Here is a 24,687-nt window from a genome sequence, read left to right on the forward strand (position 1 = left end):
CCCCCAATCCGCCATCTCCCCTCCCATCGGAGCGTCCGTGCCGCGTGAGCATGTGTAAGACCCCGAGACTGGTTCCCACCGCACGCAGGGGTTCCGCGACGGCCACGGTATTGGGCAAGCGCCTGATGCGAGGGGGTGTCGCTTCCCACTGCCGCCCCTCGGGGTGGACGGGCGGCTATGGGCCGCCGGAAAGACTGTTATGACCACCACTTTCGCAGACCTTGGGCTTTCGGAAACCATCCTGAAAGCATTGGAAAAAACCACCCTCAAAATGCCGTCGCCGATTCAGGTGCAGGCGATCCCGCACATCATGGCGGGCAAAGACCTGATGGGTCTGGCGCAGACCGGCACCGGCAAAACTGCCGCGTTTGGCCTGCCGCTGTTGCACCGCATCCTTGATCTGGGCCACCCGCCTGCGCCGAAAACCGTGCGGGCTTTGATCTTGGCCCCGACCCGCGAGCTTGTCGCGCAAATCGCGGATAACCTTGAGGTTTTCACCAAAGGCACCTCGGTGAAGGTCGCTATGGTTGTCGGCGGGGCTTCGCTGTTCAAACAAGCCGAACGGCTGAAACGCGGCGCGGATATCCTTGTCGCCACCCCCGGCCGCCTGATCGACTTGCTGGAGCGTGGCGATGTGTCGTTGCACGCCACCGGCTATCTGGTGCTGGACGAGGCTGACCACATGCTCGACATGGGTTTCATCCATTCTTTGCGCAAAATCGCCAAGCATATCCCGCTGAAACGCCAGACCCTGCTGTTCTCGGCCACCATGCCGAAGGATATTGAGGAGTTGGCCGCGACCTATCTGCAAAACCCGATCAAGGTGCAAGTCGCCCCTCCGGGCAAGCCCGTAGAGCGGATCGACCAAGGCGTGCATTACCTGCCGAATGGCGATAAAGCGCTGATGTTGAAAGAATATCTGCTGAAACATCCGGGCGAGCAGGCTTTGGTGTTTGGCCGCACAAAGCATGGCTCGGAAAAGCTGATGAAGCTGTTGGTGGCTTGGGGCTTCAAGGCAGGCTCGATCCACGGCAACAAAAGCCAGAACCAGCGCGACCGCACCCTGACCGAATTCCGCAAGGCCGAGTTGGACGTGCTGGTGGCGACCGATGTGGCCTCGCGCGGCATCGACATTCCCGGCGTGCGCTTTGTCTATAACTTCGACATGCCGAACGTGCCGGAAAACTACGTGCACCGCATTGGTCGTACCGCGCGGGCTGGCAAAGAGGGAACCTCGATTTCCTTCTGCGCGCCTGCGGAAATGGGCGAATTACAAGCCATTGAAAAGCTGCTGAAAAAAGCTATCCCGGTCTTGGGTGGCGCGCCTTGGGCTGCGGATGCGGTTGCTGCGGCACCGAAGCCCGGCCAGAACCGTGGCCAGCGCCCTGGTCAAGGTCGTGGTGGTCAGAAAGCCGGATCGCAGCCGATCCAGCGCGCGGCCCCCGGCAAGCCCGGTGCGAAACCGCAGGGCAAACCGAAGCCCGCTGGCGGCAGCTTTGCGCCGCGCCGCGCTGATGGGGCGGCCAAGCCGCGCTCGGCAGTCGCCCGCACGCCGCGCTAAAACCACAGGCTAAACTGAAAAGCGCCCGGAGGTGATCCGGGCGCTTTTTCTATGCCGAGAACGGCGAAACCTAGCTGACCTCATCCTCAAGGTTCAACTTCATATCCAGCAGAACCTGTTGAATAGCCAAGGTTTCCCGCAGCATCCGTTTGGCCTCATTCACGGAAATCACCCCATCGCCAATCGCCGTGTTATACTCGGCCATCAGCATGGCAAAGCGCTGTGCCAGCGCCACCACGTCTTGATTGACGCCCTTGCTGTCGGCGTTGCGCTTTTCTGGATCGTAGCTGAGCGTGATGCCGCGCAGATCGGCCAGGGCCGAGGTCACATGCGGAAATCGCGCCGCAGATTCTAGCTGCGCCACCACGTCGATCGGCATGAAGCGGTCATCATGCTCGCCGGAATCCGAATAGTAACGCCCCAGCGTCGCCTTCGACTTGCCAGTCAACGCACAGGCGGCCTCGATGCCGACGTCTTTGACCAAAGCTTCGGTGTGTTTCTTCAGATAGCTTTCGGAACTCATAATGCGCCTTACCCACCCCTATCGCTAAACCGGGGAATTCACTCTGTCTTTTCCCATTAATGCCGTCCTAAGGATTTGTCATTCATAAAGGTGTTCTGGGCAACTGGAACTGTAGTGAGTGGCCAACGCCCCCAGCGTTGGTGTGGGTGGGGTCCGTCGTGCATAAGCCCTTTCCTGGGTGATTTGAGGCAAGTGTCACGGTCGCACGGCGGACCTGCTGTCTGAGTTTGGCTTTTGGGTTCGCCTGATCGCGCGTAAGTGTTGAAGCGGGTTCGTTTTGTGCCCCACCCGAGTGTGTGCCTTGTTGCTGTGTGTATCCGATGTCCGTTGCATCCTGATGGCAGGCGCCGTGACTCCTCGCACGGTCTTGCCTCTCCCCTTGGCCATGCGCTAGATCGGCGCATGGCCAAGCTGTATTTCAACTACTCCACGATGAACGCAGGCAAATCGACCCTGCTGCTGCAAGCCGCGCATAACTATCGCGAGGGCGGGATGCAGACTTATCTGATCACCGCACAGTTCGACAATCGCGCGGGGGAAGGTCGGATCGCCAGCCGGATTGGTATTGGCGAGCCAGCGGATACCTTCGCGCCCGAAGATGACCTTTTTGTCAAACTTGCGGCGCGGTTTGCGCGGGGCCCGGTGGCTTGCGTGTTCATTGATGAGTCGCAGTTTCTGACCAAAGCGCAGGTCTGGCAGCTGGCCCGCGCGGTGGATGATCTGGGCGTTCCGGTGATGTGCTACGGCTTGCGCGTCGATTTCCAAGGCAATCTTTTCCCCGGATCCGCGGCCCTGCTGGCTTGGGCGGATGAGATGCGGGAGGTGCGCACGATTTGCCACTGCGGCAAGAAGGCGACGATGGTGATCCGGCGCGGACCGGATGGCCGGGCACTGAAAGACGGCGAACAGGTGCAGATCGGCGGCAATGAAACCTATGTTTCGCTCTGCCGCCGCCATTGGCGGGAAGCGGTGGGCGATTAGCCCTCTTGCGCCTTTGCCCGCAGCGCGATCATCGACCCAGCGGCCACGATCAGCGCCATGCCGAACACCGCCAAAGGTGTCAGCGTCTCGCCCCAGATCACATAAGACCAGAATGCCGAGGCGGGCAGGATGATGTATTCCAGCACCGAGGCCCGGCTGGCTTCGGTGATCTGATAGGCGCGGATCATCATGCCCACGCCGATCAGCGACCCCGCCGCCTGCACAAAGGTCCAGAAATAAAACTCACCCGAGGCCCAGACAGCCCCGCGCTGCAAAAAGCCATCGGTCCCCAAAGGCACCGCAATCGGCCACACGGCTAACACCACCATGCCCACAGCCCCAATCACCCCCAAAGCCACGAAAAACCCGGCCAGCAAGGTTTCGGCGCTCTCCTCCGGGCACCACTCGCGCGTCGCAATATTGCCCATCGCATACATCGCGCCTGCGATCACTGGCAGCAAGGCGGCGAGCGACGCGCCTGACATTGCCTCGGGTCCCAGCACCAGAATGACGCCGATAAACCCCACCGCCACCGCAATAATCCGCACCGGGCCAATCGCATGGCCATAAGCGAAGCGCGAAATCAGCAGCACGAAAATCGGTGCGGTGAACAGCCCTGCGGCGACCAGGGCCACGGGCAGAAACGCCAAAGCGCCGAAATAGATCACCATCGCCGCGCCATGAATGCTGGACCGCGCCACAACCGCCCGCAGGTTCACCGGGCGCAGCCGCAGCCCGAATGCCACCGCCAGCATCCCCAGCAGGATCATCGCGATGAAGGTGCGGGTGAAGTGGAACTGCCACAGCCCGGCCTCAGCCGCGATCACCTTCACATAGTTGTCGGTGAAGCCGATGATCATCGCATAGGTAAAGATCAGTCCGGCGGCGGCTAAAGTATGGTCTTTCGTCGCGGACATGGCATGATCCTTCGGTTTCCAGCTTTCCAACTGCCCGGAAGCCTTCCACTCTGCACGTCAGAAAGCGACATATCGCGCGTGGTTTCGGGGAGGTGACAAGATGGGCTGGCTGGCAGATGAATCCGGGCTTGGCAAAACGCGGGCGAACTATGCGCCACTTACACCGCTGTCGCACCTGCGCCGCGCGTCGGATGTGTTTGCCCACCGCACCGCTTTGGTGTGGAAATCCACCCGTCTGAGCTATGCCGACTATGCCACCCGCGTCAGCCAACTCGCCAGCGCCATGGCGCAGCGCGGCATCCAGCCCGGCGATGTGGTCGCAACCTTGCTGCCGAACATCCCCGCGCAGGCCGAGGCGCATTTCGGTGTGCCCGCCTGCGGGGCTGTGCTGAACACCATCAACACGCGGCTAGAGGCTGACACCGTGGCCTTTATCTTCGGCCATGCCGAGGCGAAACTGCTGCTCTGTGACACCGCTTTCCTGCCGCTCGCCGAAGCCGCGATTGCCCAGATCACCACACCCGCACCGCAGATCATCGAAGTGGTGGATCACGGCTTTACCGCCTCGGGCCGCTATGAAACCTACGAGGATATGCTGGCCACGGGCGATCCCGGTTTTGACTGGCTGATGCCCGAGGATGAATGGGAAAGCTTGGCGATCAACTACACCTCTGGCACCACCGGGCGGCCCAAGGGCGTTGTCACCCACCATCGCGGCGCTTACCTCGCCACCACCGCCAATACCATCGCATGGCGGATGCAACTTTTCCCGACCTATCTGACCATCGTGCCGCTGTTTCACTGCAACGGCTGGTGTCACGCCTGGATGATCCCGATGCTGGGCGGCACCGTGGTCTGCTGCCGCGATGTCACCGCCAAAGCGATCTATGACGCCATCGCGGATGAGGGCGTGACGCATTTCGGCGGCGCCCCCATCGTGTTGAACACCATGATCAACTGCAAGCCGGAAGACCGCCGCAGCTTTGCCCACATTGTTGAAGTTTTCACCGCAGGCGCACCGCCCCCTGCCGCTACTCTGGCCGCGTTTGAACCCCTCGGCTTCAACGTCACGCAGGTTTACGGGCTGACCGAAACCTACGGCCCCGCTACCGAATGTCTGTGGCAAACCGAATGGGATACGGCAACGGGCGATGACCGATCCGCCCTGAAGGCCCGCACTGGCGTGGCCATGGCGATGCTGGAGGGGGCCGCGCTGCATGATACCCATGGCAATCCCGTCGCCCGCGATACGCAGCATCTGGGTGAAATCGCCCTGCGCGGCAATATGGTGATGAAGGGCTATTACAAGAACCCCGAAGCCACCGCCGAGGCCTTCAAGGGCGGCTGGTTCCGCTCGGGCGATATCGCCTTCCAACACCCCGACGGCTATCTGAAAATCACCGACCGCGCCAAAGACATCATCATCTCGGGCGGTGAGAACGTGTCCTCGGTCGAAGTCGAGGGCGCGCTGATGCACCACCCCGCCGTCAGCCTTTGCGCCGTGGTCGCCAAGCCCGATGCGAAATGGGGCGAGGTGCCTTGCGCGTTTGTCGAACTGAAACCGGGGGCAAGTGCCACTGAGGCCGAGTTGATCGCACATTGCCGCACGCGGCTTGCGGGCTTCAAAACCCCGAAACATGTGGTGTTCACCGAGCTTCCCAAGACTTCGACTGGAAAAATCCAGAAGTTTGAACTGCGTGCGGTGGCGAAACTGATGGACGCCTGATTGTGGCCTGCGCAGCAAGTGGCTATCGTAACCCCATGAGAATAGGGAAAGACACTTCCGCGCAATGACAGCACTTCGCAAATACCTGCGGCTGGAAAGTCCGGGGCTGTGGCGCGAAACCCCCTCGGCGCAACTGCGCGAGGTTGTCGTCGGCCTGCGCGAAGCCACCATTGTGTTGTCTGATCCAAAAACCGAGATGGCGCTGGCGCAATGGTCGCTGCCTGCGCTGACCCGACTGAACCCCGGCAAACTGCCCGCGCTCTACAGTCCCGGCGAGGACGACGCCGAAACGCTTGAGGTCGACGACACCGAGATGATGGCGGCGCTGGACACCGTGCGCACCGCCTTGGAACGTCGCAGGCCCAAACCGGGCCGTTTGCGCGGCGTGCTGCTGGGCGGCTTTGGTGCTGTGATCGGATCGCTGGCGGTGTTCTGGCTGCCCGGCCAGTTGATCGACTACACCGCCGCGATGCTGCCCCCCGCCACCCGCAGCGATCTGGGCAAGCTGGCGCTGCAAGACCTGACCAAAGTCACCGGATCGCCCTGCACCGGCAAGGCTGGCACCGCCGCCTCGGTGGCTTTGGGCCTGCGGATCAACCCGACGCATCCACCGCATGTGCTGGTGGTGCGCGACGCGCTGCAAGCGCCGCTGGCGCTGCCGGGGGATTTGCTGATCCTGCCAGAAAAACTGCTGCAAAGCACCGAGACACCCGACGCGCTCGCCGGGTATATTTTGAATGCCACCGGCCAAGCCGCCTTGAGCGATCCGATGCGTCCCTTGCTGGAAAAAGCCGGGCTGCTGGCGACGATCCGTCTGCTTGCCAGCGGCGCTATCGCGCCCGAGGCGCTGGATGGCTACGGGGAAAGCCTGCTGATCCCACCGACGCCGACCCTAAGCGATGAAGCCCAGCTTGCCGCGTTCCAAGCGGCGAAGATCACCGCCCAGCCCTATGCCTATGCGGTGGACAAATCCGGCGAAACCACGCTGCCGCTGATCGAGGCTGACCCGTTCCCGAAAGGCAGTCAGCCCGAGGTTCTCAGCGCAGCGCACTGGAAAGCCCTGCAAGATATCTGCAACGGCTAAGCCGAACATAGCAAAAGCCCCCCGGCGCAAACCGAGGGGCTTCGCAATCTTTCCAAAGCCTTAGCGCCAAAGTCTTAGCGGATGTAGGCGTCGCCAAACCCTGCGCCGCGCGCCATCCGCAATGCGGTCTGCGCCTCAGCAGCCGAGCCGAACGGCCCCGCCATCACGATCTGCAAATTCTTGCCGCCGCGGTTCAGCTTCGACTTTGCCACCGGCAGCCCCAAAGCCTGCAACTGTGCCGCAGCCCCCGCCGCATTACTTGCCACGCCAAAGGTGCCGATCTGCACCCAAGCCCCACCGCGCGCGGCTTTCGGGGCAAGCTCGGCCTGCCCCTTCGACGACACGGTCACCGAGGCCGCCACACGCTTCTTCACCTTGGTCTTCTGCACATCGGTGACCAGTCTCGCCGGAACGGTGCGCGTCCACAGCTGATCTTGCGCCGCCTGCCCTTGTGCCGTGCCAATGCCGCGCTGCGGGTTCAGGCGGTCATCCGTCCATGCCAGCTTGTAACCCTTCGGCACCGCCACTTCCGGCAACTCTGCCGACGCATAGGTGGAGGCAACCGCCACCCGGCCCACGCCCGCATGATCCGCCCGTGCCACTTGCACAGGTTCGCTCAGCGCAGCCCCTACACCCGCGCCACGCGGATAGATCGGCGGCCGCCAGCCGGTCAGCGTGCCATCGCCGCGCGTGCAGACCACTGCCGTGCCACCATTGCGCAGCCGCACCACTTCCGCCACCGGAGCCGAGCTGTAGCAGCCGATCTTGCCCGCAGCAGGCCCCGACGTTGCCGCGCGCTCATAGCTCTGCACCGGGGTGGGCAGGTTTGCCACCACCGCGACGCGTGCGCGCGGCACCGGCGCAGGCCCAACCACCACCGCTTCGGGCATCATCGCGCTGGCCACGGTCGCCATCGGCGCTTTGGCCTTGGCGGGCTTCACCACCACGGGCGCCGCGGCAACGACAACGGGCTTCGCGGCTGGCGTTTCATCCGCCATCTCGATCACCGGTTTCGGGCCGAATGTCGGGGGATAGCCGCACAAAACCTTGCGGCTGCGGTTGACCCGCGCCACCCATTGCGCCGCGCCGCCGTAGTTTGCGTTCATGAAAACACAGCCCCGGCTGTCGACATATTGCGCGCCCTTGTAGCTGGCCGGGGGCCGCTCGGCGGGTTGGCCGATCTGCGAGACTGTCTGCGCCGAGGCCACAATCGGCCCCAGCACTGCCGCGAACACCGCAACCGATACAATTTTCAACAGCATGACGCCCCCCAAGGAGTTTTGGGGAAAGAATGCGTCAGGATTGTTTCCGAGTAAAGAGGCTTAGGCTTTATTTAGTGCCAAACATCCTATCGCCCGCATCCCCTAGCCCAGGGACAATATATCCATGGTCATTCAGCTGCCGGTCTACCGCTGCTGTGACAATCTGCACATCGGGATGGGCTTCTTTCATCCGGGCGATGCCTTCGGGGGCCGCCAGCAGGCACAAAAAGCGGATATTCTTCGCACCCGATTGTTTCAAAAGCGTAATCGCCGCGACGCTGGAATTGCCGGTCGCCAACATCGGGTCGACCACAATCGACACCCGTTCTTCCAAATGATCCGGCAGTTTGCAGTAGTATTGCACTGGCTGCAGTGTTTCCGGGTCGCGGTACAGTCCGACAAACCCCACCCGCGCTGCCGGGATCAGTTCGAGGATACCATCCAGCAACCCGTTGCCTGCCCGCAGGATCGAGATCAGCGCCAGTTTCTTACCGTCAATCGTCGGTGCGTCCATCGGCTCAATCGGCGTCTCAATCGCCTTGGTGGTCATCGGCAATTCGCGCGTCACCTCATAGGCAAGCAGCAGACTGATCTCACGCAGCAGCTTGCGGAAACTAGCGGTCGAGGTGTCTTTCTCGCGCATCAACGTCAGCTTGTGCTGCACCAATGGGTGGGAAACGACGGTCAGATGTTCAGCCATTGGCCTGCTCCAGAATTTTCAGAATGCGGGTTTTGGTATCGGCGTCACAAAACGCCGCGTCAAGCGAGGTGCGGGCGATCTTGGCAAAAACCCCCTCGTCCCAGTCGAATGCCCGGTGCAACATCTCGTATTCGCGTGCCATCGTGGTGTGAAAGAACGGCGGGTCGTCGGTGTTGATCGTCACCTTGACACCGCGATCATACATCTCGCCAATCGGATGCTTGCGGAAACTGGGGTATAGCCCGAGGGCGACGTTCGATCCCGGACAAACTTCCAACACCACGCCACGCTCGGCGATTTCTTCCACCAGCGCCATGTCTTCAATCGCCCGCACTCCATGGCCGATACGTTCCGCGCCCAGATCATTCATCGCCGCGCGCACCTCATCCGGGCCCTTCCACTCCCCGGCATGGGCGGTGATGCGCAAACCGGCTTCGCGCGCCGCATCGAACGCCCACAGAAAGTCCTTCAACTCGCCAGACTTTTCATCGCCGCCAATGCCAAAGCCGGTGATGAACGCCCCCGCCGTTTCTGCCGCACAGCGCGCGGTTTCGCGGGCTTTTTCCGGGCCGAAATGCCGGATCGGCGTGACGATGCCGCGCAGCGTGATGCCGAAATCCTTCTCGGCCTTGGCCGCAGCCTCTTGGATGGCGTGCAGATATTCGCGCCACGCCCCCAGATCGCGTCCGCCGCAGAAATCAGGCGACAGGAAAGTTTCGCTGTAAACCACACCACTTGCGGCACTTTCCTCAAGCACAGCGAGGGTCAGGCGGTAGAAATCCTGCGGGCCTTTCAACGGCTCACACGCCGCCTCATAGACCTTCAGGAAGTTCCAGAAATCGGTGAATTTATAGCTGCCGTCCTCGTTGAAGATCCCAGCAATGTCGATGTTCTTTTCTTTTGCGAGGCCCTTGATGAACGCAGGCGGCGCGCCGCCCTCAAGATGCAAATGCAACTCGACCTTCGGCAAACTGTTGATCGTCAAAGAAAACTCCTTCCCGGCCCCATCGCCGTCACCCCCAGATGCGCGGCCACCGATGCCCCGACATCCGCAAACGCCCGCAACCCCAGACTGCCCGAGCCGATGCCCGCGCAGATCACCGGCACCCGCTCGCGCGTGTGTTCGGTGCCGCGCCATGTCGGATCATTGCCATGATCGGCGGTGAAAATTGCCAGATCGCCGGGGCGCAGCCGCGCCAAAAACGGCCCCACGCGGCTATCGAACCATTCCAACGCACGGGTATAGCCCGCCACGTCACGCGGATGGCCATACAGCGTGTCAAACTCGACGAAGTTCGCAAAGGTCAAGGAACCTTGCTCAGCTGTGTCCGCCAAGCCATCCAGATACCCGAAAAGGTCAAGATCACTTTTGCCCTTCCACAGCTTGCCGATGCCCTTCATCGAGAAAATATCGCCAATCTTGCCAATCGCATGGGTGCTGCGCCCGGCGTTTTGCACCCATTCCAGCAAGGTCGGCCCCGGCGGGTCCATCGCGTAATCATGCCGGTTCGCGGTGCGCTTGAACGCCCCCGGAACCCCGGTAAATGGCCGCGCAATCACCCGGCCCACCTTCATCGCGTGCAGATGCGGTGCCAGATCCTGACACAGTTTCAACAGCCGTTCCAAACCAAACGCCTCTTCATGCGCGGCAATCTGGAACACAGAATCCGCCGAAGTATAGCAAATCGGCCAGCCTGTGCGCAGATGCTCGGCGCAATGCTGCTCGATGATCGGCACGCCCGAGGCATGGCAGTTACCCAGAATGCCCTCGGTTCCGGCCAACCGGCACACCAACGCCACCAATTCGGGCGGAAACGCAGGCACGATGTCGGGAAAATACGTCCACTCCCACGGCACCGGCACCCCGGCCAATTCCCAATGCCCCGAGGGCGTATCCTTGCCGCGCGACACTTCCGTCGCAGCCCCCCAGCGCCCCACAGGCACGGCGTCAAATCCCGCAGCCGCCGTCCCAGAGGCCAGCCGAATGGCCGCCCCCAGCCCCAATCCATCCAGATTGGGCATCCGCAACGGCCCTGATCGCCCCTCGTCCGCACGGCCCAAGGCGCAGGCTTCAGCGATATGGCCCAGCGTGTTCGACCCGGCATCGCCGAAATCCGCGGCATCGGGCGCACCGCCGCAGCCCACCGAATCCATCACGATCAGAAATGCGCGTGCCATTCAGGCTATCCTTTTGATGATCAAATCCGGGTCGGGCGGCGTGGTGGGCCCCATCACATAGGCCGCCTGCACCAAGCGGATCGCCTCTTCTGCCGCCGCTTCGGTCGCCGCATGCACCATGCAGAGCGGATCGCCCGCGCCAATATCCTCGCCAATCCCCGCCAGATCCGACAACCCCACCGACAGGTTCAGCTTGTCGCCCTCGCGCTGCCGCCCGCCGCCAAGGCCGACCACCGCCAGCCCCAAGCCCTGCCCGTCAATCCTGTTGACAAAACCGGGTCGCAGGCTGGGCACTTCGCGGATCACGGTTGCGGCAGGCAGGCGGTCCGGCCAGCGTTCCACAAAATCCAGCGGCCCGCCCTGCGCCGCCACCATGCGGCCAAACCATTCCGCCGCCGCCCCGGATTCCAGCGCCTGCTCAATCCGCCCAGCGCCATCGGCAGGGTCCGCTGCAAGCCCGCCCAAGGCCAAAGCCTCACCGCCCAAAGCCATAGTGATATCCCACAGGGCGGCGTTGACGCTCGTGCCCGTCAGCGTCTCCATCACCTCGATCACCTCCAGCGCATTGCCCGCGGCTGTCGCCAAAGGCTGGCTCATATCGGTGATCAAAGCGCTGGTCATGCAGCCCGCACCCTGCGCCGTAGACACCAAGGCCCGCGCCAAAGCCTCAGCCTCGGCCAGCGTTTTCATGAACGCGCCAGATCCGCATTTTACATCCAGAACAAGTGCTTCCAGTCCCGCCGCCAGCTTTTTCGACAGGATCGACGCCGTGATCAGATCCACCGATTCCACCGTTCCGGTCACATCGCGCACCGCATACAAGCGTCGATCCGCAGGCGCGATTTCCGCAGAAGCCGAGACGATGGCACAGCGAATATCCTTCAACTGCCGCCGCAATTGATCTTCGGTCAACCCGGTCTTGAAGCCCGGAATAGATTCCAACTTGTCCAGCGTGCCGCCGGTGTGCCCCAGACCCCGGCCCGAAATCATCGGCACATAGGCCCCACAAGCCGCCAGCGCCGGGGCCAGCAGCAGCGACACGCAATCGCCAATGCCCCCGGTGGAATGCTTGTCCAACACCGGCCCCGGCATATCCCATTCCAGTACATGGCCCGAGTCCCGCATCGCCCGTGTCAGCGCCACGCGGCCACTTTCGCCCAAGCCTTTCAGCAGCACCACCATCGCAAACGCCCCCGCCTGCGCATCCGTCACAGCGCCCGAGGCCAGCCCTTGAGCGAACCATTGCAACTCTTCGGTCGAGGGCACCGCGCCATCCCGCAAGCTGACGATAATGGCGCGAGCGTCCATCAGGTGTTTTCCATATGGGCCGAGGTGAATACTCCCGGCAGCAGTTCCGCCACCGTGAGCGACTTCGATTTTCCATCGGTGGTGTAAAGCGTTACCCGCACGCCCTGATCCGCAAATTCGGCGATCTTCTGACGGCAGCCGCCACAGCAAGGCACAGGCTCGGGGCTGTCGGCGATCACTGCAATCTCGGCAATCCGCGTATCCCCGCCGGCAATCATCGCCGCAATCGCCCCCGCCTCGGCGCAGGTGCCTTCCGGGTAAGCCACGTTTTCAACATTGCAGCCGACGTGCAGATTGCCCTCAACCGAGCGGATCGCAGCCCCCACCTTGAACCGCGAATAGGGCGCATAGGCGCGCAGCCGCACCTCGGTTGCAGCATTCAACAACGACATCAGCGGCTCCACTTCCTGACCATATGGTCCAGAAGTGTGAGCCGCTTCCCTGCAAAGTGCAAGCGCCCTACAGAACCTGCGTCGGCGGATTTCCGGGCAGCGAGACCTCAAGCAGCTGCAAATCCGCGCTGCAATCCGCATAGCGCGTCGCCATCCCCGGCGGGATCACAAAGGCATCGCCGGGGGCCAGACGGAAGGGGTCTTTGCCCTCTCCCTCCAAGGTCATTTCACCCGACATCACGAAACTGAACAGAATATCGCCCTGATGTTTGGTCCAAGGGGCAACGCCGGTGGGCCGCGCGACCATCACGCTCGCCACGCCCTTGGTGTTGGCGTTGATCGTGGTATCGCGCGCCTCAAACCCCGGAATACGGAACGGCGCAAACGCCCCCGTGCTGCCAATATTATGCACAAAGCGCTGGCCGTCCCATTCGCGATCCCGGTTGATGGTGCCATTCGGCAAGGTCATCGTGTGGTCAATCTCAGTGACATGCTCGGCTGGCACGCCGATTTCCACCACCTGCACGCCTTCGGAATGCAGCACTTTATGGCGGATCGTCGGGGGCTGGATAAAACAATCGCCCGCCTCAATCCGCATGATATCGCCCTGATCTTCATAGAGAACATCGACCCAGCCCGCGACGCAGAAGATGAGCTGAAACCCAACTTTGTGGTAATGCACCATATCCGGCACCGGGCCATCCGGCACCCGGATGTGGCTGGCGATCATCGCCCCGCCGAGCCGCGTCGGGATCAGATCACGGTATTCCATCCCGGCGCGGCCAATCACCCAAGGTGCTTGATCGGCCAAGCGGCGCACCACAAACGCATGTTCGGTTTTCGGCAGCACCAGCGGCGGGTTCAGCTCATCAATCTCAACCTTGGTGCCCCCCGGCGAGGTCAGTGCCTTCGCGCCATCGCCAATCGGATCATCGGTCAGTATTCGCAGCAAACCGGGGGCGGCTTTGCTTTCGGCATCCAGCCGCAGCCGCAGCCCGTGGCCCGAGATCACCGCCACCGCCGGATTGTCCGCCGGATAGATCATATCCATCCGCATCCCCAAGGTCTTGGTAAAGAACGGCAAATCCTTGCGCAGATCCTTGGTCGGCAGCACGATTTCGGCGCGAATATCAGACATTGGCTTATCCCTTTGGGGCGATGAAACTGCCGTCATATTTCAAACTTAAAGCTTCACTTTCAAGCCACTAATTTTGATACGAGCTATCACCGATGCCACTCTGGCTTTGCGGGGACGGTGGTTTGCTTTTAGTCTGCAGGCACAGACGCAAGATCATATCCCCAGGTGCCATTCCCAAACCAAGGCAAAAAGACCTTGTGGAAAGCCCTGGTTGGCGCGACGAGAAAATTGGTTTAAGGGTAAACCATAATTTTGAGGGAGGTTTCGGATGGAAGAAGCTCGGCAAGATAACGCACGGCAAGCGGCACTGGACTACCATGAATTCCCCAAACCGGGAAAGCTGGAGATCCGGGCGACCAAACCACTTGCCAACGGCCGTGACCTGAGCCGCGCCTATTCCCCCGGTGTGGCTGAAGCCTGCCTTGAAATCAAAGCCGATCCCGCTACAGCCTCGCGCTACACCGCGCGCGGCAATCTGGTGGCGGTTGTCACCAATGGCACCGCCGTCTTAGGCCTTGGAAACATTGGCGCTTTGGCCTCCAAGCCGGTGATGGAAGGCAAGGCGGTTCTGTTCAAGAAATTCGCCAATATCGACTGTTTTGACATCGAGTTGAACGAGCCCGACCCCTACAAACTCGCCGATATCGTTTGCGCGCTGGAGCCGACCTTCGGCGCGATAAATCTGGAAGACATCAAGGCGCCGGATTGTTTCATCGTTGAACAACTTTGCCGTGAGCGGATGAAAATCCCCGTCTTTCACGACGACCAGCACGGCACCGCCATCGTCGTGGGGGCTGCGGCCACCAACGCGCTGCACGTCGCGGGTAAAAATTTCGCCGATATCAAGGTTGTGTCCACCGGCGGCGGTGCTGCGGGAATCGCTTGCCTGAACATGCTGCTGAAACTCGGCGTCAAACGTGAAAACGTCTGGCTTTGCGACCTTGCCGGCCTCGTCTACAAAGACCGCAACGAACAGATGACCGAACAAAAGGCCGCTTACGCCCAAGGCACCACGGCGGCCAGCCTTGCCGAAGTGATCAAGGATGCCGACCTGTTCCTCGGCCTGTCCGGCCCCGGCGTGCTGACCCCGGAAATGGTCGCGAAAATGGCCCCGCGCCCGATCATCTTTGCGCTGGCCAACCCCAACCCCGAGATCATGCCGGAAGCCGTCCGCGCCGTCGCCCCCGATGCGATCATGGCCACCGGGCGCAGCGATTTCCCCAATCAAGTCAACAACGTGCTCTGCTTCCCCTTCATCTTCCGCGGCGCTTTGGATGTGGGCGCAACCGTGATCAATGATGCGATGCAGCTGGCCTGCATTGACGGTATCGCCGCCCTTGCCCGCGCCACCACCAGCGCCGAGGCCGCCGCCGCCTATTCCAGCGAAAAGCTGACCTTTGGTGCCGATTACCTGATCCCGAAGCCTTTCGATCCCCGCCTGATCGGCGTAGTTGCCTCTGCCGTCGCCAAAGCTGCGATGGAAACCGGCGTCGCCACCCGCCCGATCCACGATCTGGACGCCTACCGCGAGAAACTCAACGGCTCGGTGTTCAAATCCGCCCTGATCATGCGCCCGGTGTTTGAGGCCGCCGCGCAAACCAGCCGCCGGATTATTTTCGCCGAGGGTGAAGACGAGCGCGTGCTGCGCGCCGCCAATGCCATGCTGGAGGAAATGACCGACAAGCCGATCCTGATCGGCCGCCCCGAGGTGATCGCCACCCGCTGCGAACGCGCGGGCCTGCCGATCCGCCCGGACAAAGACTTTGAAATCATCAACCCTGAAAGCGACCACCGCTACCGTGACTACTGGGGTTCCTACCACGAGTTGATGGCCCGCCAAGGCGTCACCCCAGATATTGCGCGTGCCGTCATGCGCACCAACACCACCGCCATCGCCGCGATCGCGGTGCATCGCGGTGATGCGGAATCGATGATTTGTGGCACATTCGGGCAATATCTGTGGCATCTGGGCTATGTTCGGCAGATCCTTGCGCGCGACGGGCTGCACCCCCGTGCCGCGCTCTCGCTGATGATCCTGGAAGACGGCCCGTTGTTTATCGCCGACACTCAGGTCAATGCCGTGCCGAGCGCCGAGCAGATCGCCGAAACCGTGATCGGTGCCGTGCGTCACGCCAAACGTTTTGGGGTAGAGCCGAAGGTCGCGCTGTGCAGCCATTCCAGCTTTGGCAACCTTGACAGCGATTCTGGCCGACGGATGCGGAGCGCGCTGGAAATCCTTGACGCGCGCGAGGTCGACTTCATCTATGAAGGCGAGATGAACGCCGATGCCGCCTTGGACCCCGAACTGCGCGCCCGTATCTTCCCGCATTCGCGGATGCAGGGCCCGGCCAACGTGCTGGTTTTCGCCTATTCCGATGCCGCCAGCACGGCGCGCAACATGTTGAAACTCAAGGCAGGTGGCCTTGAAGTTGGCCCGATCCTGATGGGCATGGGCAACCGCGCCCATATCGCCACGCCCTCGATCACCGCGCGAGGGCTACTGAACATGTCCGCCATCGCGGGCACCCCGGTCGCGCATTACGGCTGACATGCGCATCGCGCTACATGCCCTGCTGATCCTCGCCCTCACGCTGCTCACGCAGCTGGGCGGGATCGCTTGGCTGCTGGCCCTGCGCTTTCGCCATCGCCTGCTGACCTTCGGGTTGGCCTACGCGATATTATGGAGCTTGGCTTTGCTCATAGCTCCCGTGATGGGCCGTACGCCGCTGCCCTGCTTTGGTGAGCCGCTGCGGATGCAATCGCCAGCCTATTGCGTGCTGATGCGCAACTATGTCTCGCCCGAACTGGCAGCGGTTGCGCGAGATGCTGCGACCCAGATGACCGTGACTCATCCCGGCACGGTCACGCTAGCGTTGGATGGTGGCTTTCCATTTCTGGACAGGATGCCGCTGTTGCCACATCTGTCGCATAGTGATGGCAAAAAGCTGGATTTCGCTTTTTACTATCAAGGCGATGGCGGCTATCTGCCGGGGCAGACCCGCTCCCCCATCGGCTACTGGGCGTTTGAACTGGGCGATGAAACCACCTGTCGCCCGGTTTGGCTGACGGGGCGCTGGAACCTGCGCTGGCTGCAATCTGTTTGGCCAGATCGGACGTTAGAACCCAATCGCACAGCGGCGCTGACCCGCTTGTTTCTGGCCGACGCGCGAGTCTCAAAAGTCTTTCTGGAACCGCCACTCGCCACCCAACTTGGCCTAGTGGGGAGCAAACTGCGCTTTCAGGGTTGCCGTGCTGCGCGGCATGATGATCATATTCACATCCAACTGTGATCTGGTTCTCAAACAAAGCTCCAGAACTTTGCAAACCCCGCACTTTCCCATCAAAAGCCGCATATAACTCCAAGGTTTGCAAAACTTTGCGCCCGCTTGCGCGCAATATATGCAAACTTATTGTCGCACCCCTGTCGCGATCCTTGCGCGACTCATTCAGCCCTGCATAAGACCGCCATAGCTTTGGAGGAGGCATACAATGGTATACCGTGAAATCTATGCAGGCTGGCAAGCCGATCCGGAAGCATTCTGGATGGAAGCCGCCGCAAAAATTGATTGGGTCACACCGCCTTCCAAAGCCTTGGATGCCTCCCGCGCGCCGCTTTACGAATGGTTTACCGATGCCACGGTCAACACCTGCTGGAACGCCGTTGACCGTCACGTTCTGGCCGGGCGCGGCGATCAATTGGCGATCATCCATGACAGCCCGGTCACCCGTACCAAACACGCGATCACCTATGCCGAGTTGCAAACCCGCGTGGCCTCGCTCGCCGGGGCCTTGCGTGCGAAGGGCATCGAGAAAGGTGACCGCGTCATTATCTATATGCCGATGGTCCCCGAAGCGCTGGAGGCGATGCTGGCCTGCGCCCGGCTGGGTGCTATCCATTCCGTGGTGTTTGGTGGTTTTGCTGCGGCAGAGCTTGCCGTCAGGATCGACGATTGCACCCCGAAAGCCATCATCGCGGCCAGCTGTGGCATCGAGCCGTCCCGCGTGATCCACTACAAGCCGCTGCTGGACGCCGCCATCGAACAGGCCAGCCACAAGCCCGAGTTTTGCGTGATCCTGCAACGCGAACAAGAGGTTGCAGCGCTGATCCCCGGTCGTGATGTGGCGTGGCACAGCTTCCAATACGGCACCGAGCCTGCCGAATGTGTGCCCGTCGCGGGCAATCATCCGGCCTATATACTTTACACCTCTGGCACCACCGGCGCGCCGAAAGGTGTCGTCCGCCCCACGGCGGGCCATCTGGTTGCCTTGAACTGGACGATGCGGGCGATTTACGACTGTGACCCCGGCGATGTGTTTTGGGCGGCCTCCGATGTCGGCTGGGTCGTCGGCCACAGCTATATTTGCTACGCCCCGCTGATCGCGGGCTGCACCACGCTGGTGTTTGAAGGCAAACCCGTCGGCACCCCCGATGCAGGCACGTTCTGGCGGGTGATTGCCGAGCATAAGGTGAAAACCTTTTTCACCGCCCCCACCGCCCTGCGCGCCATCAAGCGCGAAGACCCGAACGGCGAACTGCCCTCGGGCTATGATCTCAGCCACCTGAAAGCGCTTTACCTTGCAGGCGAACGCGCCGACCCCGACACGATCAACTGGGCGCAAAGCCATCTGAACATCCCGGTGATTGATCACTGGTGGCAAACCGAAACCGGCTATGCCATCGCCGCCAACCCGTTGGGGATCGAGGTTTTGCCAGTGAAAGTCGGCTCGCCCTCGGTGGCGATGCCCGGCTATGACGTGCAGATTCTGGATGAGGGGGGCCATCCCGTTGCCCCCGGCACGCTGGGCGCCATCGCGGTGAAACTGCCCCTGCCCCCCGGCACCCTGCCGACGCTGTGGAATGCCGAGGACCGTTTCATCAAAAGCTACCTGTCGCATTTCCCCGGCTATTACGAGACTGGCGACGCAGGCTATGTCGATGACGATGGCTATCTTTACATCATGGCCCGCACCGATGATGTGATCAACGTCGCGGGCCACCGCTTGTCGACCGGAGCGATGGAAGAGGTGCTGGCCAACCACACGGATGTCGCTGAATGCGCCGTGGTCGGCGTGGCGGATGCACTGAAAGGCCAAAGCCCGGTGGGCTTTTTGTGCCTGAACAAAGGCTGCACCCGCGATCCACAACTGATCGTCAAGGAATGCGTGCAGCTGATGCGCGACAAAATCGGCCCGGTCGCCGATTTCAAACGCGCCGTGGTGGTGGATCGTTTGCCGAAAACCCGCTCGGGCAAGATCCTGCGCGGCACTATGGTAAAGATCGCCGACAACACGCCGTGGAAGATGCCCGCCACCATCGACGACCCGGCCATCCTCGACGAAATCCGCACCGCATTGCAAACCATCGGCTACGCCAAGGCTTAATGCCAAGCCAGACTGGACAAAGCCAGCGCAGCGCTTACCTTGGCGCCATGCACAGCAGCCGAGCCTCCTCCGATGCCCAGACCGTCGCCCTGTTGGGCCACGATCTGCGTGCGGCTTTGTCCGAGGTGATCGGCGGGCTGCGCTTGATTGACGTTGAACTGCTGGCTCCAGAACTCCGCGACCTGATTGCGCGCACCCGCGCCGGCAGCGAGTCCCTTGCCCTCTTGCTGGAGCAAGCCCTTGCTTTGCTGCTGGACGCGCCGCCAGATAAACTGGCCCCGGCGCAAAGCGTACAAACCCAACCGTTTCTGGACAACCTTCACCTGCGCTGGAATGCCCGCGCACAGGAACATGGTCTCAGCTTTCACCTAGATGCCAAGGGCCTGCCTGCGCATCTCGCCCTGGATCCCGCCTTGCTGGAACGTGTGCTGTCCAATCTGCTGAACAACGCGCTCAAATATGCCGACACCGGCCGCATCAGTTGTAAACTGCGCACCACCCCGGATCACATTCTGAGAATAAACGTGCAAGATCAGGGCAAAGGCTTTTCCCCCGGCACATTGGCCCGCCTATACACCTGTAACAACCGTGACGAGAGCGCCAGTACACCCGGCTCGGGCATGGGCCTGCACATCGTTTGGGATATCGTCGAACAAGCCGGTGGTCAGATAGCCGTCGGCAACCACTCAGAAGGCGGTGCCGAAGTCGCGGTGCAGTTGCCGCTGCGCCCCCAGCCGCCTACTGCCAAACTCCAACAAACGCTGCTGCGAGGTCGCCACTTGTTGATTGCCGATGACAGCGAAACCAGCCGCCTTTTGCTGACACAGATGCTCAGCGACCAAGGCGCGCAAATCACCGCTGTCGCTGATGGCGCGCAAGCCATCACGCAACTGCATCAAGGCAAGTTTGATGCCCTGATCGTCGATATAGAGATGCCGCAAATGAACGGGCTGGAGGTGATCAGCCACATCCGCAGCCAACCAGGGCCGCTCGCCCGGCTGCCGATCCTTGCGATCACCGCCTATCAACTGCGCGCCAACAAGGCGGCGATACTGGTGGCCGGGGCTGACGGCTTACTCTGCAAACCCGTGCTGGACGCGCAGGGCCTCTCCGAAGTTCTGCTGCAAGTGCTGCGCCGCAACGTCATCCCCGCCCATACCGCGCAGCAGATTGAACCGGATCAGTTTGAGAAGTTGCTGCAAATGGCCGGGCCGCAAGTCGCTGCCGAACTGCTGGATCGGCTGCAAAAAGACCTGCGCGCCACCGAACGCGGCCTTGTGGCGGCATCGCATGGCCCAGACTGGCCCGCGGTGCGCCGTCAAACCCATGTCATGATCGCGCTGGCAGGCACGGCAGGTGCCAGTTTTTTGCATCAATTGGCCCAAGCCATGAATGATCTTGCCAGTCAGGCGGTGCCAGATCGCGGCACCTTCCACACCTTGCTGCCGCAAGCCCTTGAACAGCTGGACATGTTGATCCATTTCATCGACCAGAAGATCCCAAGCCCCACCAATCCAGAGGAGCAGCGGTGACAGCATCCCTGCCCCCTATCCTGTTGATCGAGGATACCCCCTCGCTGCAACTGCTCTACCGCGCGGCGCTGACCAAAGCAGGCTATGCGGTGATTACGGCAGGGACCGCCGCCGAGGGGTTGGAGTTATTACGCGAAGCAACATCGCAGGTGATCTTGCTTGATCTGGTGCTGCCTGACCGCGACGGCTTGGATCTGATGCGCGAAATGCTGCAACTGCGGCCCGGTCTGCATGTTGTGGTGATGACGGCACATGGCTCGATCAACAAGGCGGTCGAAGCGATGCGGGCGGGCGCGCATGAATTTCTGGTCAAGCCGTTTGATGAGGCAAGACTGCTGAATGTGGTCAGCAATGCCTACAAGACCACATCTGCCAAACCAGCGCGCGCCAAATCTCCCCCCCCCGCCCCGCCGCAACCTGTCGCTTTGGCCACCAGCTCATCGGCCACCGGCGACTTTATCGGCTCGTCCGAGGCAATGGCCGCCATCCACGCCACCATCGTCTCGGTGGCCCGCTCGATGGCGACGGTGTTCATCACCGGGGAAAGCGGCACCGGCAAAGAGCTGTGCGCGCTGGCGGTGCATGGCAACAGCCCGCGCGCCAATGGCCCGTTCATCGCGCTGAACTGTGGGGCAATCCCGCAGGATTTGCTGGAATCCGAGGTATTCGGCCATATGAAGGGCAGTTTCACCGGGGCAATTTCCGACAAACCGGGGGCAGCCACAGCGGCTGATGGCGGCACGCTGTTCTTGGATGAAGTCTGCGAGATGGCCCCGGCGCTGCAAACCAAACTGTTGCGGTTTTTGCAAACCTCGACCGTGGTGCCGGTGGGGGCCACCCGGCCCCGCAAGGTCAATGTCCGCATCGTCTGCGCCACCAACCGCGACCCGATGGATGCGGTGCGGCGCGGTCAGTTCCGCGAAGATCTGTTTTACCGCCTGTTTGTGGTGCCGATCCACATGCCGCCTTTGCGCGAGCGTGGTGATGATGTCATCGAGATTGCCGAAACGGCACTTGCCCGCTTTGCGCAAGAGGAAGGCAAGCAGTTTGACGGCCTGTCGCCCGAGGTGCGCGCGCTGTTTCGTCGCCTGCCGTGGCCCGGCAATGTGCGGCAGGTGCTGAACGTGATCCGCAACGTCGCCGTGCTGCATGATGGCGGGGTGCTGACCTCGGCCATGCTGCCCGCAAGCTTGCCGCAACAGGCACAAGAGACCCTCATCGCCCAGCGCCCCGCCTTCCCCTCCGACGCCCCGACCCAAACCGATCCGGTCGCCCTCGACTCGTTGTTGGGCCGCCCGCTGGCCGAGATCGAGCGCATGGTGATCGAAGCCACCCTGGCCAGCCACAAGGGTTCGGTGCCAAAAGCCGCAAGGGTGCTGGAGCTTTCACCCTCGACGCTCTATCGCAAGATCGAAGCCTGGACGAAGCGCTAGGCCGATTTTTTAAGCAAAAAATCGTGGACGATTTCTGTCACAGAAATCGGCGGCGCTGCGGGCAAGTGTTAACACTTCCTGAACGCAGATTCGCAACCAATTGATATATAACATCTTAAATTATGTCCACGCGTGGACAAGCCCCACATCAAGCAAACTGCTCCACAATCAGCCGCTCTTCCAGCCCATGCCCCGGATCAAACAAGATCCGGTGCCGGATGGAAGGTTCCGACCGGATTTCTACCGACACCACATCCGTCACAGGCCGGCTGTCCGCATCCGCCCGCACGGGGCGTTTCTCCGGCTCCAGAATATCAAACCGCACCACGACTGACTTGGGCAGCAAAGCCCCCCGCCACCGCCGCGGCCGAAACGCCGCCATCGGGGTCAGGGCCAGCACGTCCGACCCGATCGGCAGGATCGGCCCATGCGCCGAATAATTGTAAGCCGTGGATCCCGCCGGGGTGGCGACCAGCACGCCATCACAGACCAGTTCCTCCAACCGCACGACACCATCCACCGAGATCCGCACCTTCGCAGCCTGCGGCCCTGCCCGCAGTAACGACACCTCATTGATCGCCAGCGCCTGCGTCACCGATCCATCCACCGACACCGCCGTCATCGCCAGTGGATGGATCACCGCCTCCTCCGCCACCCCCAACCGTTTCGGCAGCAGATCGGCCGAGAAGGTGTTCATCAGAAACCCAACCGTGCCGCAGTTCATCCCATAAACCGGCAAGCCCAGCTTCTGTGTCTCATGCAGGGTTTGCAGCATGAAGCCGTCCCCCCCCAAAGCCACCACAACATCTGCAAGCTCTACCGCAACCTGCCCATGCAAGCCCACCAATTCCGCCAACGCCTCTTGCGCCGGAGGGGTCGCACTGGCCACAAACGCGATCTTCTTGAACACCACTCGCAGAATCCTTGTGCCTGGATGCGCAGCCTTGCCCGCCCTGCCGCCAAACTCAACCCCCGGCGGCGCTTTCGATAGCGGTAACAAGTTTCCTATAGTGAACAAGACGGCGTAACCGACGCCTTCCGCGTCGTTTCTTGCCTTCCCAGCGCCCCCCCCTTGGCCTAGAACCGCTGCAAATCGGCCCATCACCGCAGGAGACGCCATGACCGCCCACCGCGATACCGGATTTTTCACCGAAAGCCTTGCCAGCCGCGATCCCGAGCTTTTTGGCTCGATCACCAACGAACTCGGCCGCCAGCGCCATGAGATCGAGCTGATCGCGTCGGAAAATATCGTCAGCCGCGCCGTGATGGAAGCGCAGGGCTCGGTGATGACCAACAAATATGCCGAAGGTTATCCGGGCAAACGCTATTACGGCGGCTGCGAATTTGTGGATGTGGCGGAAAACTTGGCGATTGATCGCGCCAAGCAGCTGTTTGGCTGCGGATTTGTCAACGTGCAGCCGAACTCAGGGTCGCAAGCCAACCAAGGTGTGTTCAACGCTTTGCTGAAACCCGGCGATACCATTCTGGGCATGAACTTGGCCTCGGGCGGTCACCTCACCCATGGCGCTGCTCCGAACCAATCCGGCAAATGGTTCAATGCCATTCAGTACGGCGTGCGCCAGCAAGACAGCCGCATCGACTATGACCAGTTGGAGGCCTTGGCGCTTGAGCATAAGCCGAAACTTATCATCGCAGGCGGTTCTGCCGTGCCGCGTCAGATCGACTTTGCCAAGTTCCGCGAAGTGGCTGATAAGGTTGGCGCAATTCTGATGGTCGACATGGCCCACTTTGCTGGTCTGGTTGCGGGCGGTCATCACCCCTCGCCCTTCCCTTATGCCGATGTGGCGACCACCACGACGCACAAAACCCTGCGCGGGCCTCGCGGTGGCATGATCCTGACCAACAACGAAGACATCGCCAAGAAAGTGAACTCGGCGATTTTCCCCGGCATCCAAGGCGGCCCCTTGATGCATGTGATCGCAGCGAAAGCCGTGGCATTTGGCGAGGCTTTGCGGCCTGAGTTCAAAGCCTATGCAGGTCAAGTGATCAAGAACGCTCAGGCCCTGGCGGATGAGCTGATGAAAGGTGGCATCGACATCGTCACCGGCGGCACCGACACCCATGTCATGCTGGTCGATCTGCGCCCAAAGGGTGTGAAGGGCAATGCCACCGAGAAAGCCTTGGGCCGCGCCAACATCACCTGCAACAAGAACGGCATCCCGTTTGACCCGGAAAAACCGACCGTCACCTCGGGCGTCCGTTTGGGCACCCCCGCAGGCACCACACGTGGATTTGGTGAGGATGAGTTCCGTCAGATCGGCAAATGGATCGTCGAAGTGGTTGATGGTCTGGCTGCCAATGGCGAAGACGGCAACGGCGACGTTGAAGCGGCGGTGAAAGCCCGCGTTGAAGCCATGTGCGAGAAATTCCCGATGTATCCTGGGCTGTAAGCCTGACAGATTGACCAAAGGGCGCAGGGAAACTTGCGCCCTTTTTCTATGCGGGCTGACAGCCCGCTTTTGCCCTGCTAAGACGCCTGCAATGACGCCAAGCCCCAACATATTGCCTCCCACCACCCCGCGCCTTGAGCGTCGCCTTGGCGATTGGGC

General features: G+C 61.6%; 20 protein-coding genes. 10 read left to right on the forward strand and 10 right to left on the reverse strand.

Annotated features, from left to right (window positions below):
• Nucleotides 1-199: 199 nt before the first annotated feature.
• The gene (locus U1A24_RS12895; protein WP_322322378.1) at nucleotides 200-1,561 is read left to right on the forward strand and encodes a DEAD/DEAH box helicase; all 1,362 of its coding nucleotides are present in this window, start codon (nucleotides 200-202) and stop codon (nucleotides 1,559-1,561) included.
• A gap of 70 nt (nucleotides 1,562-1,631) precedes the next feature.
• On the opposite strand, the gene U1A24_RS12900 is transcribed toward U1A24_RS12895, so the two are convergent.
• A complete protein-coding gene (locus tag U1A24_RS12900; RefSeq protein ID WP_322322379.1) occupies nucleotides 1,632-2,084 on the reverse strand; it encodes a hypothetical protein in 453 nt (150 codons plus the stop codon).
• Nucleotides 2,085-2,486: 402 nt separating this feature from the next.
• Between U1A24_RS12900 and U1A24_RS12905 the strand changes: the two genes are divergently transcribed.
• Nucleotides 2,487-3,065 carry a thymidine kinase gene (locus tag U1A24_RS12905; protein ID WP_322322380.1) on the forward strand — a complete coding sequence of 193 codons (579 nt, stop codon included), beginning with the start codon at nucleotides 2,487-2,489 and terminating at the stop codon, nucleotides 3,063-3,065.
• Here the strand turns inward: U1A24_RS12905 and U1A24_RS12910 are convergent.
• Nucleotides 3,062-3,982 (reverse strand): DMT family transporter, encoded by a 921-nt coding sequence (locus tag U1A24_RS12910; protein WP_322322381.1) that lies wholly within the window; start codon nucleotides 3,980-3,982, stop codon nucleotides 3,062-3,064. The two genes, U1A24_RS12905 and U1A24_RS12910, sit on opposite strands and share 4 nt — an antisense overlap.
• A 100-nt stretch (nucleotides 3,983-4,082) precedes the next feature.
• Between U1A24_RS12910 and U1A24_RS12915 the strand changes: the two genes are divergently transcribed.
• Nucleotides 4,083-5,708, forward strand: coding sequence for an AMP-binding protein (locus tag U1A24_RS12915; RefSeq protein WP_322322382.1), 1,626 nt, complete (start codon nucleotides 4,083-4,085; stop codon nucleotides 5,706-5,708).
• A gap of 64 nt (nucleotides 5,709-5,772) precedes the next feature.
• Complete coding sequence (locus U1A24_RS12920; protein WP_322322383.1) at nucleotides 5,773-6,792, forward strand: hypothetical protein; 1,020 nt, start codon at nucleotides 5,773-5,775, stop codon at nucleotides 6,790-6,792.
• 74 nt (nucleotides 6,793-6,866) lie between these two features.
• Here the strand turns inward: U1A24_RS12920 and U1A24_RS12925 are convergent, their stop codons facing one another.
• From U1A24_RS12925 to U1A24_RS12955, 7 genes are all read right to left on the reverse strand, one after another.
• Entirely contained in the window at nucleotides 6,867-8,054 is a 1,188-nt protein-coding gene (locus U1A24_RS12925) for an SPOR domain-containing protein (protein ID WP_322322384.1), read from the reverse strand.
• A 67-nt stretch (nucleotides 8,055-8,121) separates the two neighbouring features.
• A complete protein-coding gene (gene upp / locus U1A24_RS12930; protein WP_322322385.1) occupies nucleotides 8,122-8,754 on the reverse strand; it encodes a uracil phosphoribosyltransferase in 633 nt (210 codons plus the stop codon).
• Nucleotides 8,747-9,739 carry an adenosine deaminase gene (locus U1A24_RS12935; protein ID WP_322322386.1) on the reverse strand — a complete coding sequence of 331 codons (993 nt, stop codon included), beginning with the start codon at nucleotides 9,737-9,739 and terminating at the stop codon, nucleotides 8,747-8,749. The genes upp and U1A24_RS12935 overlap by 8 nt, the downstream gene beginning before the upstream one ends.
• A complete protein-coding gene (locus U1A24_RS12940; protein ID WP_322322387.1) occupies nucleotides 9,736-10,932 on the reverse strand; it encodes a phosphopentomutase in 1,197 nt (398 codons plus the stop codon). Before U1A24_RS12940 ends, U1A24_RS12935 begins: the two co-directional genes overlap by 4 nt.
• On the reverse strand, nucleotides 10,933-12,240 hold the full coding sequence (locus U1A24_RS12945; RefSeq protein WP_322322388.1) for a thymidine phosphorylase: 1,308 nt from the start codon (nucleotides 12,238-12,240) through the stop codon (nucleotides 10,933-10,935).
• On the reverse strand, nucleotides 12,240-12,632 hold the full coding sequence (locus U1A24_RS12950) for a cytidine deaminase (RefSeq protein ID WP_322322389.1): 393 nt from the start codon (nucleotides 12,630-12,632) through the stop codon (nucleotides 12,240-12,242). Before U1A24_RS12950 ends, U1A24_RS12945 begins: the two co-directional genes overlap by 1 nt.
• A gap of 67 nt (nucleotides 12,633-12,699) precedes the next feature.
• Complete coding sequence (locus tag U1A24_RS12955) at nucleotides 12,700-13,770, reverse strand: cupin domain-containing protein (RefSeq protein ID WP_322322390.1); 1,071 nt, start codon at nucleotides 13,768-13,770, stop codon at nucleotides 12,700-12,702.
• Between the two features lie 268 nt (nucleotides 13,771-14,038).
• On the opposite strand from U1A24_RS12955, the gene U1A24_RS12960 reads away from it, so the two are divergent.
• The 5 genes from U1A24_RS12960 (at nucleotide 14,039) to U1A24_RS12980 (ending at nucleotide 22,117) form a co-directional block, all read left to right on the forward strand.
• Complete coding sequence (locus U1A24_RS12960) at nucleotides 14,039-16,318, forward strand: NADP-dependent malic enzyme (RefSeq protein ID WP_322322391.1); 2,280 nt, start codon at nucleotides 14,039-14,041, stop codon at nucleotides 16,316-16,318.
• Between the two features lies 1 nt (nucleotide 16,319).
• Complete coding sequence (locus U1A24_RS12965; protein WP_322322392.1) at nucleotides 16,320-17,060, forward strand: hypothetical protein; 741 nt, start codon at nucleotides 16,320-16,322, stop codon at nucleotides 17,058-17,060.
• Nucleotides 17,061-17,259: 199 nt separating this feature from the next.
• Nucleotides 17,260-19,152 carry a propionate-CoA ligase PrpE gene (gene prpE, locus U1A24_RS12970; protein ID WP_322322393.1) on the forward strand — a complete coding sequence of 631 codons (1,893 nt, stop codon included), beginning with the start codon at nucleotides 17,260-17,262 and terminating at the stop codon, nucleotides 19,150-19,152.
• Nucleotides 19,153-19,199: 47 nt separating this feature from the next.
• Nucleotides 19,200-20,684, forward strand: coding sequence for a response regulator (locus U1A24_RS12975; RefSeq protein WP_322322394.1), 1,485 nt, complete (start codon nucleotides 19,200-19,202; stop codon nucleotides 20,682-20,684).
• Entirely contained in the window at nucleotides 20,681-22,117 is a 1,437-nt protein-coding gene (locus U1A24_RS12980; RefSeq protein WP_322322395.1) for a sigma-54 dependent transcriptional regulator, read from the forward strand. Before U1A24_RS12975 ends, U1A24_RS12980 begins: the two co-directional genes overlap by 4 nt.
• Before the next feature lie 148 nt (nucleotides 22,118-22,265).
• Here U1A24_RS12980 and U1A24_RS12985 read toward each other — a convergent pair whose 3' ends face one another.
• A complete protein-coding gene (locus tag U1A24_RS12985) occupies nucleotides 22,266-23,027 on the reverse strand; it encodes an NAD kinase (protein WP_416136354.1) in 762 nt (253 codons plus the stop codon).
• Between the two features lie 208 nt (nucleotides 23,028-23,235).
• Here U1A24_RS12985 and glyA point away from each other — a divergent pair, with 208 nt between their 5' ends.
• Entirely contained in the window at nucleotides 23,236-24,528 is a 1,293-nt protein-coding gene (gene glyA, locus U1A24_RS12990) for a serine hydroxymethyltransferase (RefSeq protein WP_322322397.1), read from the forward strand.
• The last annotated feature ends 159 nt before the right edge of the window (nucleotides 24,529-24,687 follow it).

Source organism: Cypionkella sp., from assembly GCF_034376685.1.
Classification (GTDB): Bacteria; Pseudomonadota; Alphaproteobacteria; order Rhodobacterales; family Rhodobacteraceae; genus Cypionkella.

What these genes read in the sequence shown, in the direction of transcription:
- U1A24_RS12950 (WP_322322389.1), bottom strand. Translation starts at nt 12,632, where the DNA reads ATGTCGTTGTTGAATGCTGCAACCGAGGTGCGGCTGCGCGCCTATGCG.
- U1A24_RS12955 (WP_322322390.1), bottom strand. Translation starts at nt 13,770, where the DNA reads ATGTCTGATATTCGCGCCGAAATCGTGCTGCCGACCAAGGATCTGCGC.
- upp (WP_322322385.1), bottom strand. Translation starts at nt 8,754, where the DNA reads ATGGCTGAACATCTGACCGTCGTTTCCCACCCATTGGTGCAGCACAAG.
- U1A24_RS12900 (WP_322322379.1), bottom strand. Translation starts at nt 2,084, where the DNA reads ATGAGTTCCGAAAGCTATCTGAAGAAACACACCGAAGCTTTGGTCAAA.
- U1A24_RS12960 (WP_322322391.1), top strand. Translation starts at nt 14,039, where the DNA reads ATGGAAGAAGCTCGGCAAGATAACGCACGGCAAGCGGCACTGGACTAC.
- glyA (WP_322322397.1), top strand. Translation starts at nt 23,236, where the DNA reads ATGACCGCCCACCGCGATACCGGATTTTTCACCGAAAGCCTTGCCAGC.
- U1A24_RS12945 (WP_322322388.1), bottom strand. Translation starts at nt 12,240, where the DNA reads ATGGACGCTCGCGCCATTATCGTCAGCTTGCGGGATGGCGCGGTGCCC.
- U1A24_RS12975 (WP_322322394.1), top strand. Translation starts at nt 19,200, where the DNA reads ATGCACAGCAGCCGAGCCTCCTCCGATGCCCAGACCGTCGCCCTGTTG.
- U1A24_RS12965 (WP_322322392.1), top strand. Translation starts at nt 16,320, where the DNA reads ATGCGCATCGCGCTACATGCCCTGCTGATCCTCGCCCTCACGCTGCTC.
- U1A24_RS12895 (WP_322322378.1), top strand. Translation starts at nt 200, where the DNA reads ATGACCACCACTTTCGCAGACCTTGGGCTTTCGGAAACCATCCTGAAA.
- U1A24_RS12905 (WP_322322380.1), top strand. Translation starts at nt 2,487, where the DNA reads ATGGCCAAGCTGTATTTCAACTACTCCACGATGAACGCAGGCAAATCG.
- U1A24_RS12925 (WP_322322384.1), bottom strand. Translation starts at nt 8,054, where the DNA reads ATGCTGTTGAAAATTGTATCGGTTGCGGTGTTCGCGGCAGTGCTGGGG.
- prpE (WP_322322393.1), top strand. Translation starts at nt 17,260, where the DNA reads ATGGTATACCGTGAAATCTATGCAGGCTGGCAAGCCGATCCGGAAGCA.
- U1A24_RS12910 (WP_322322381.1), bottom strand. Translation starts at nt 3,982, where the DNA reads ATGTCCGCGACGAAAGACCATACTTTAGCCGCCGCCGGACTGATCTTT.
- U1A24_RS12940 (WP_322322387.1), bottom strand. Translation starts at nt 10,932, where the DNA reads ATGGCACGCGCATTTCTGATCGTGATGGATTCGGTGGGCTGCGGCGGT.
- U1A24_RS12915 (WP_322322382.1), top strand. Translation starts at nt 4,083, where the DNA reads ATGGGCTGGCTGGCAGATGAATCCGGGCTTGGCAAAACGCGGGCGAAC.
- U1A24_RS12920 (WP_322322383.1), top strand. Translation starts at nt 5,773, where the DNA reads ATGACAGCACTTCGCAAATACCTGCGGCTGGAAAGTCCGGGGCTGTGG.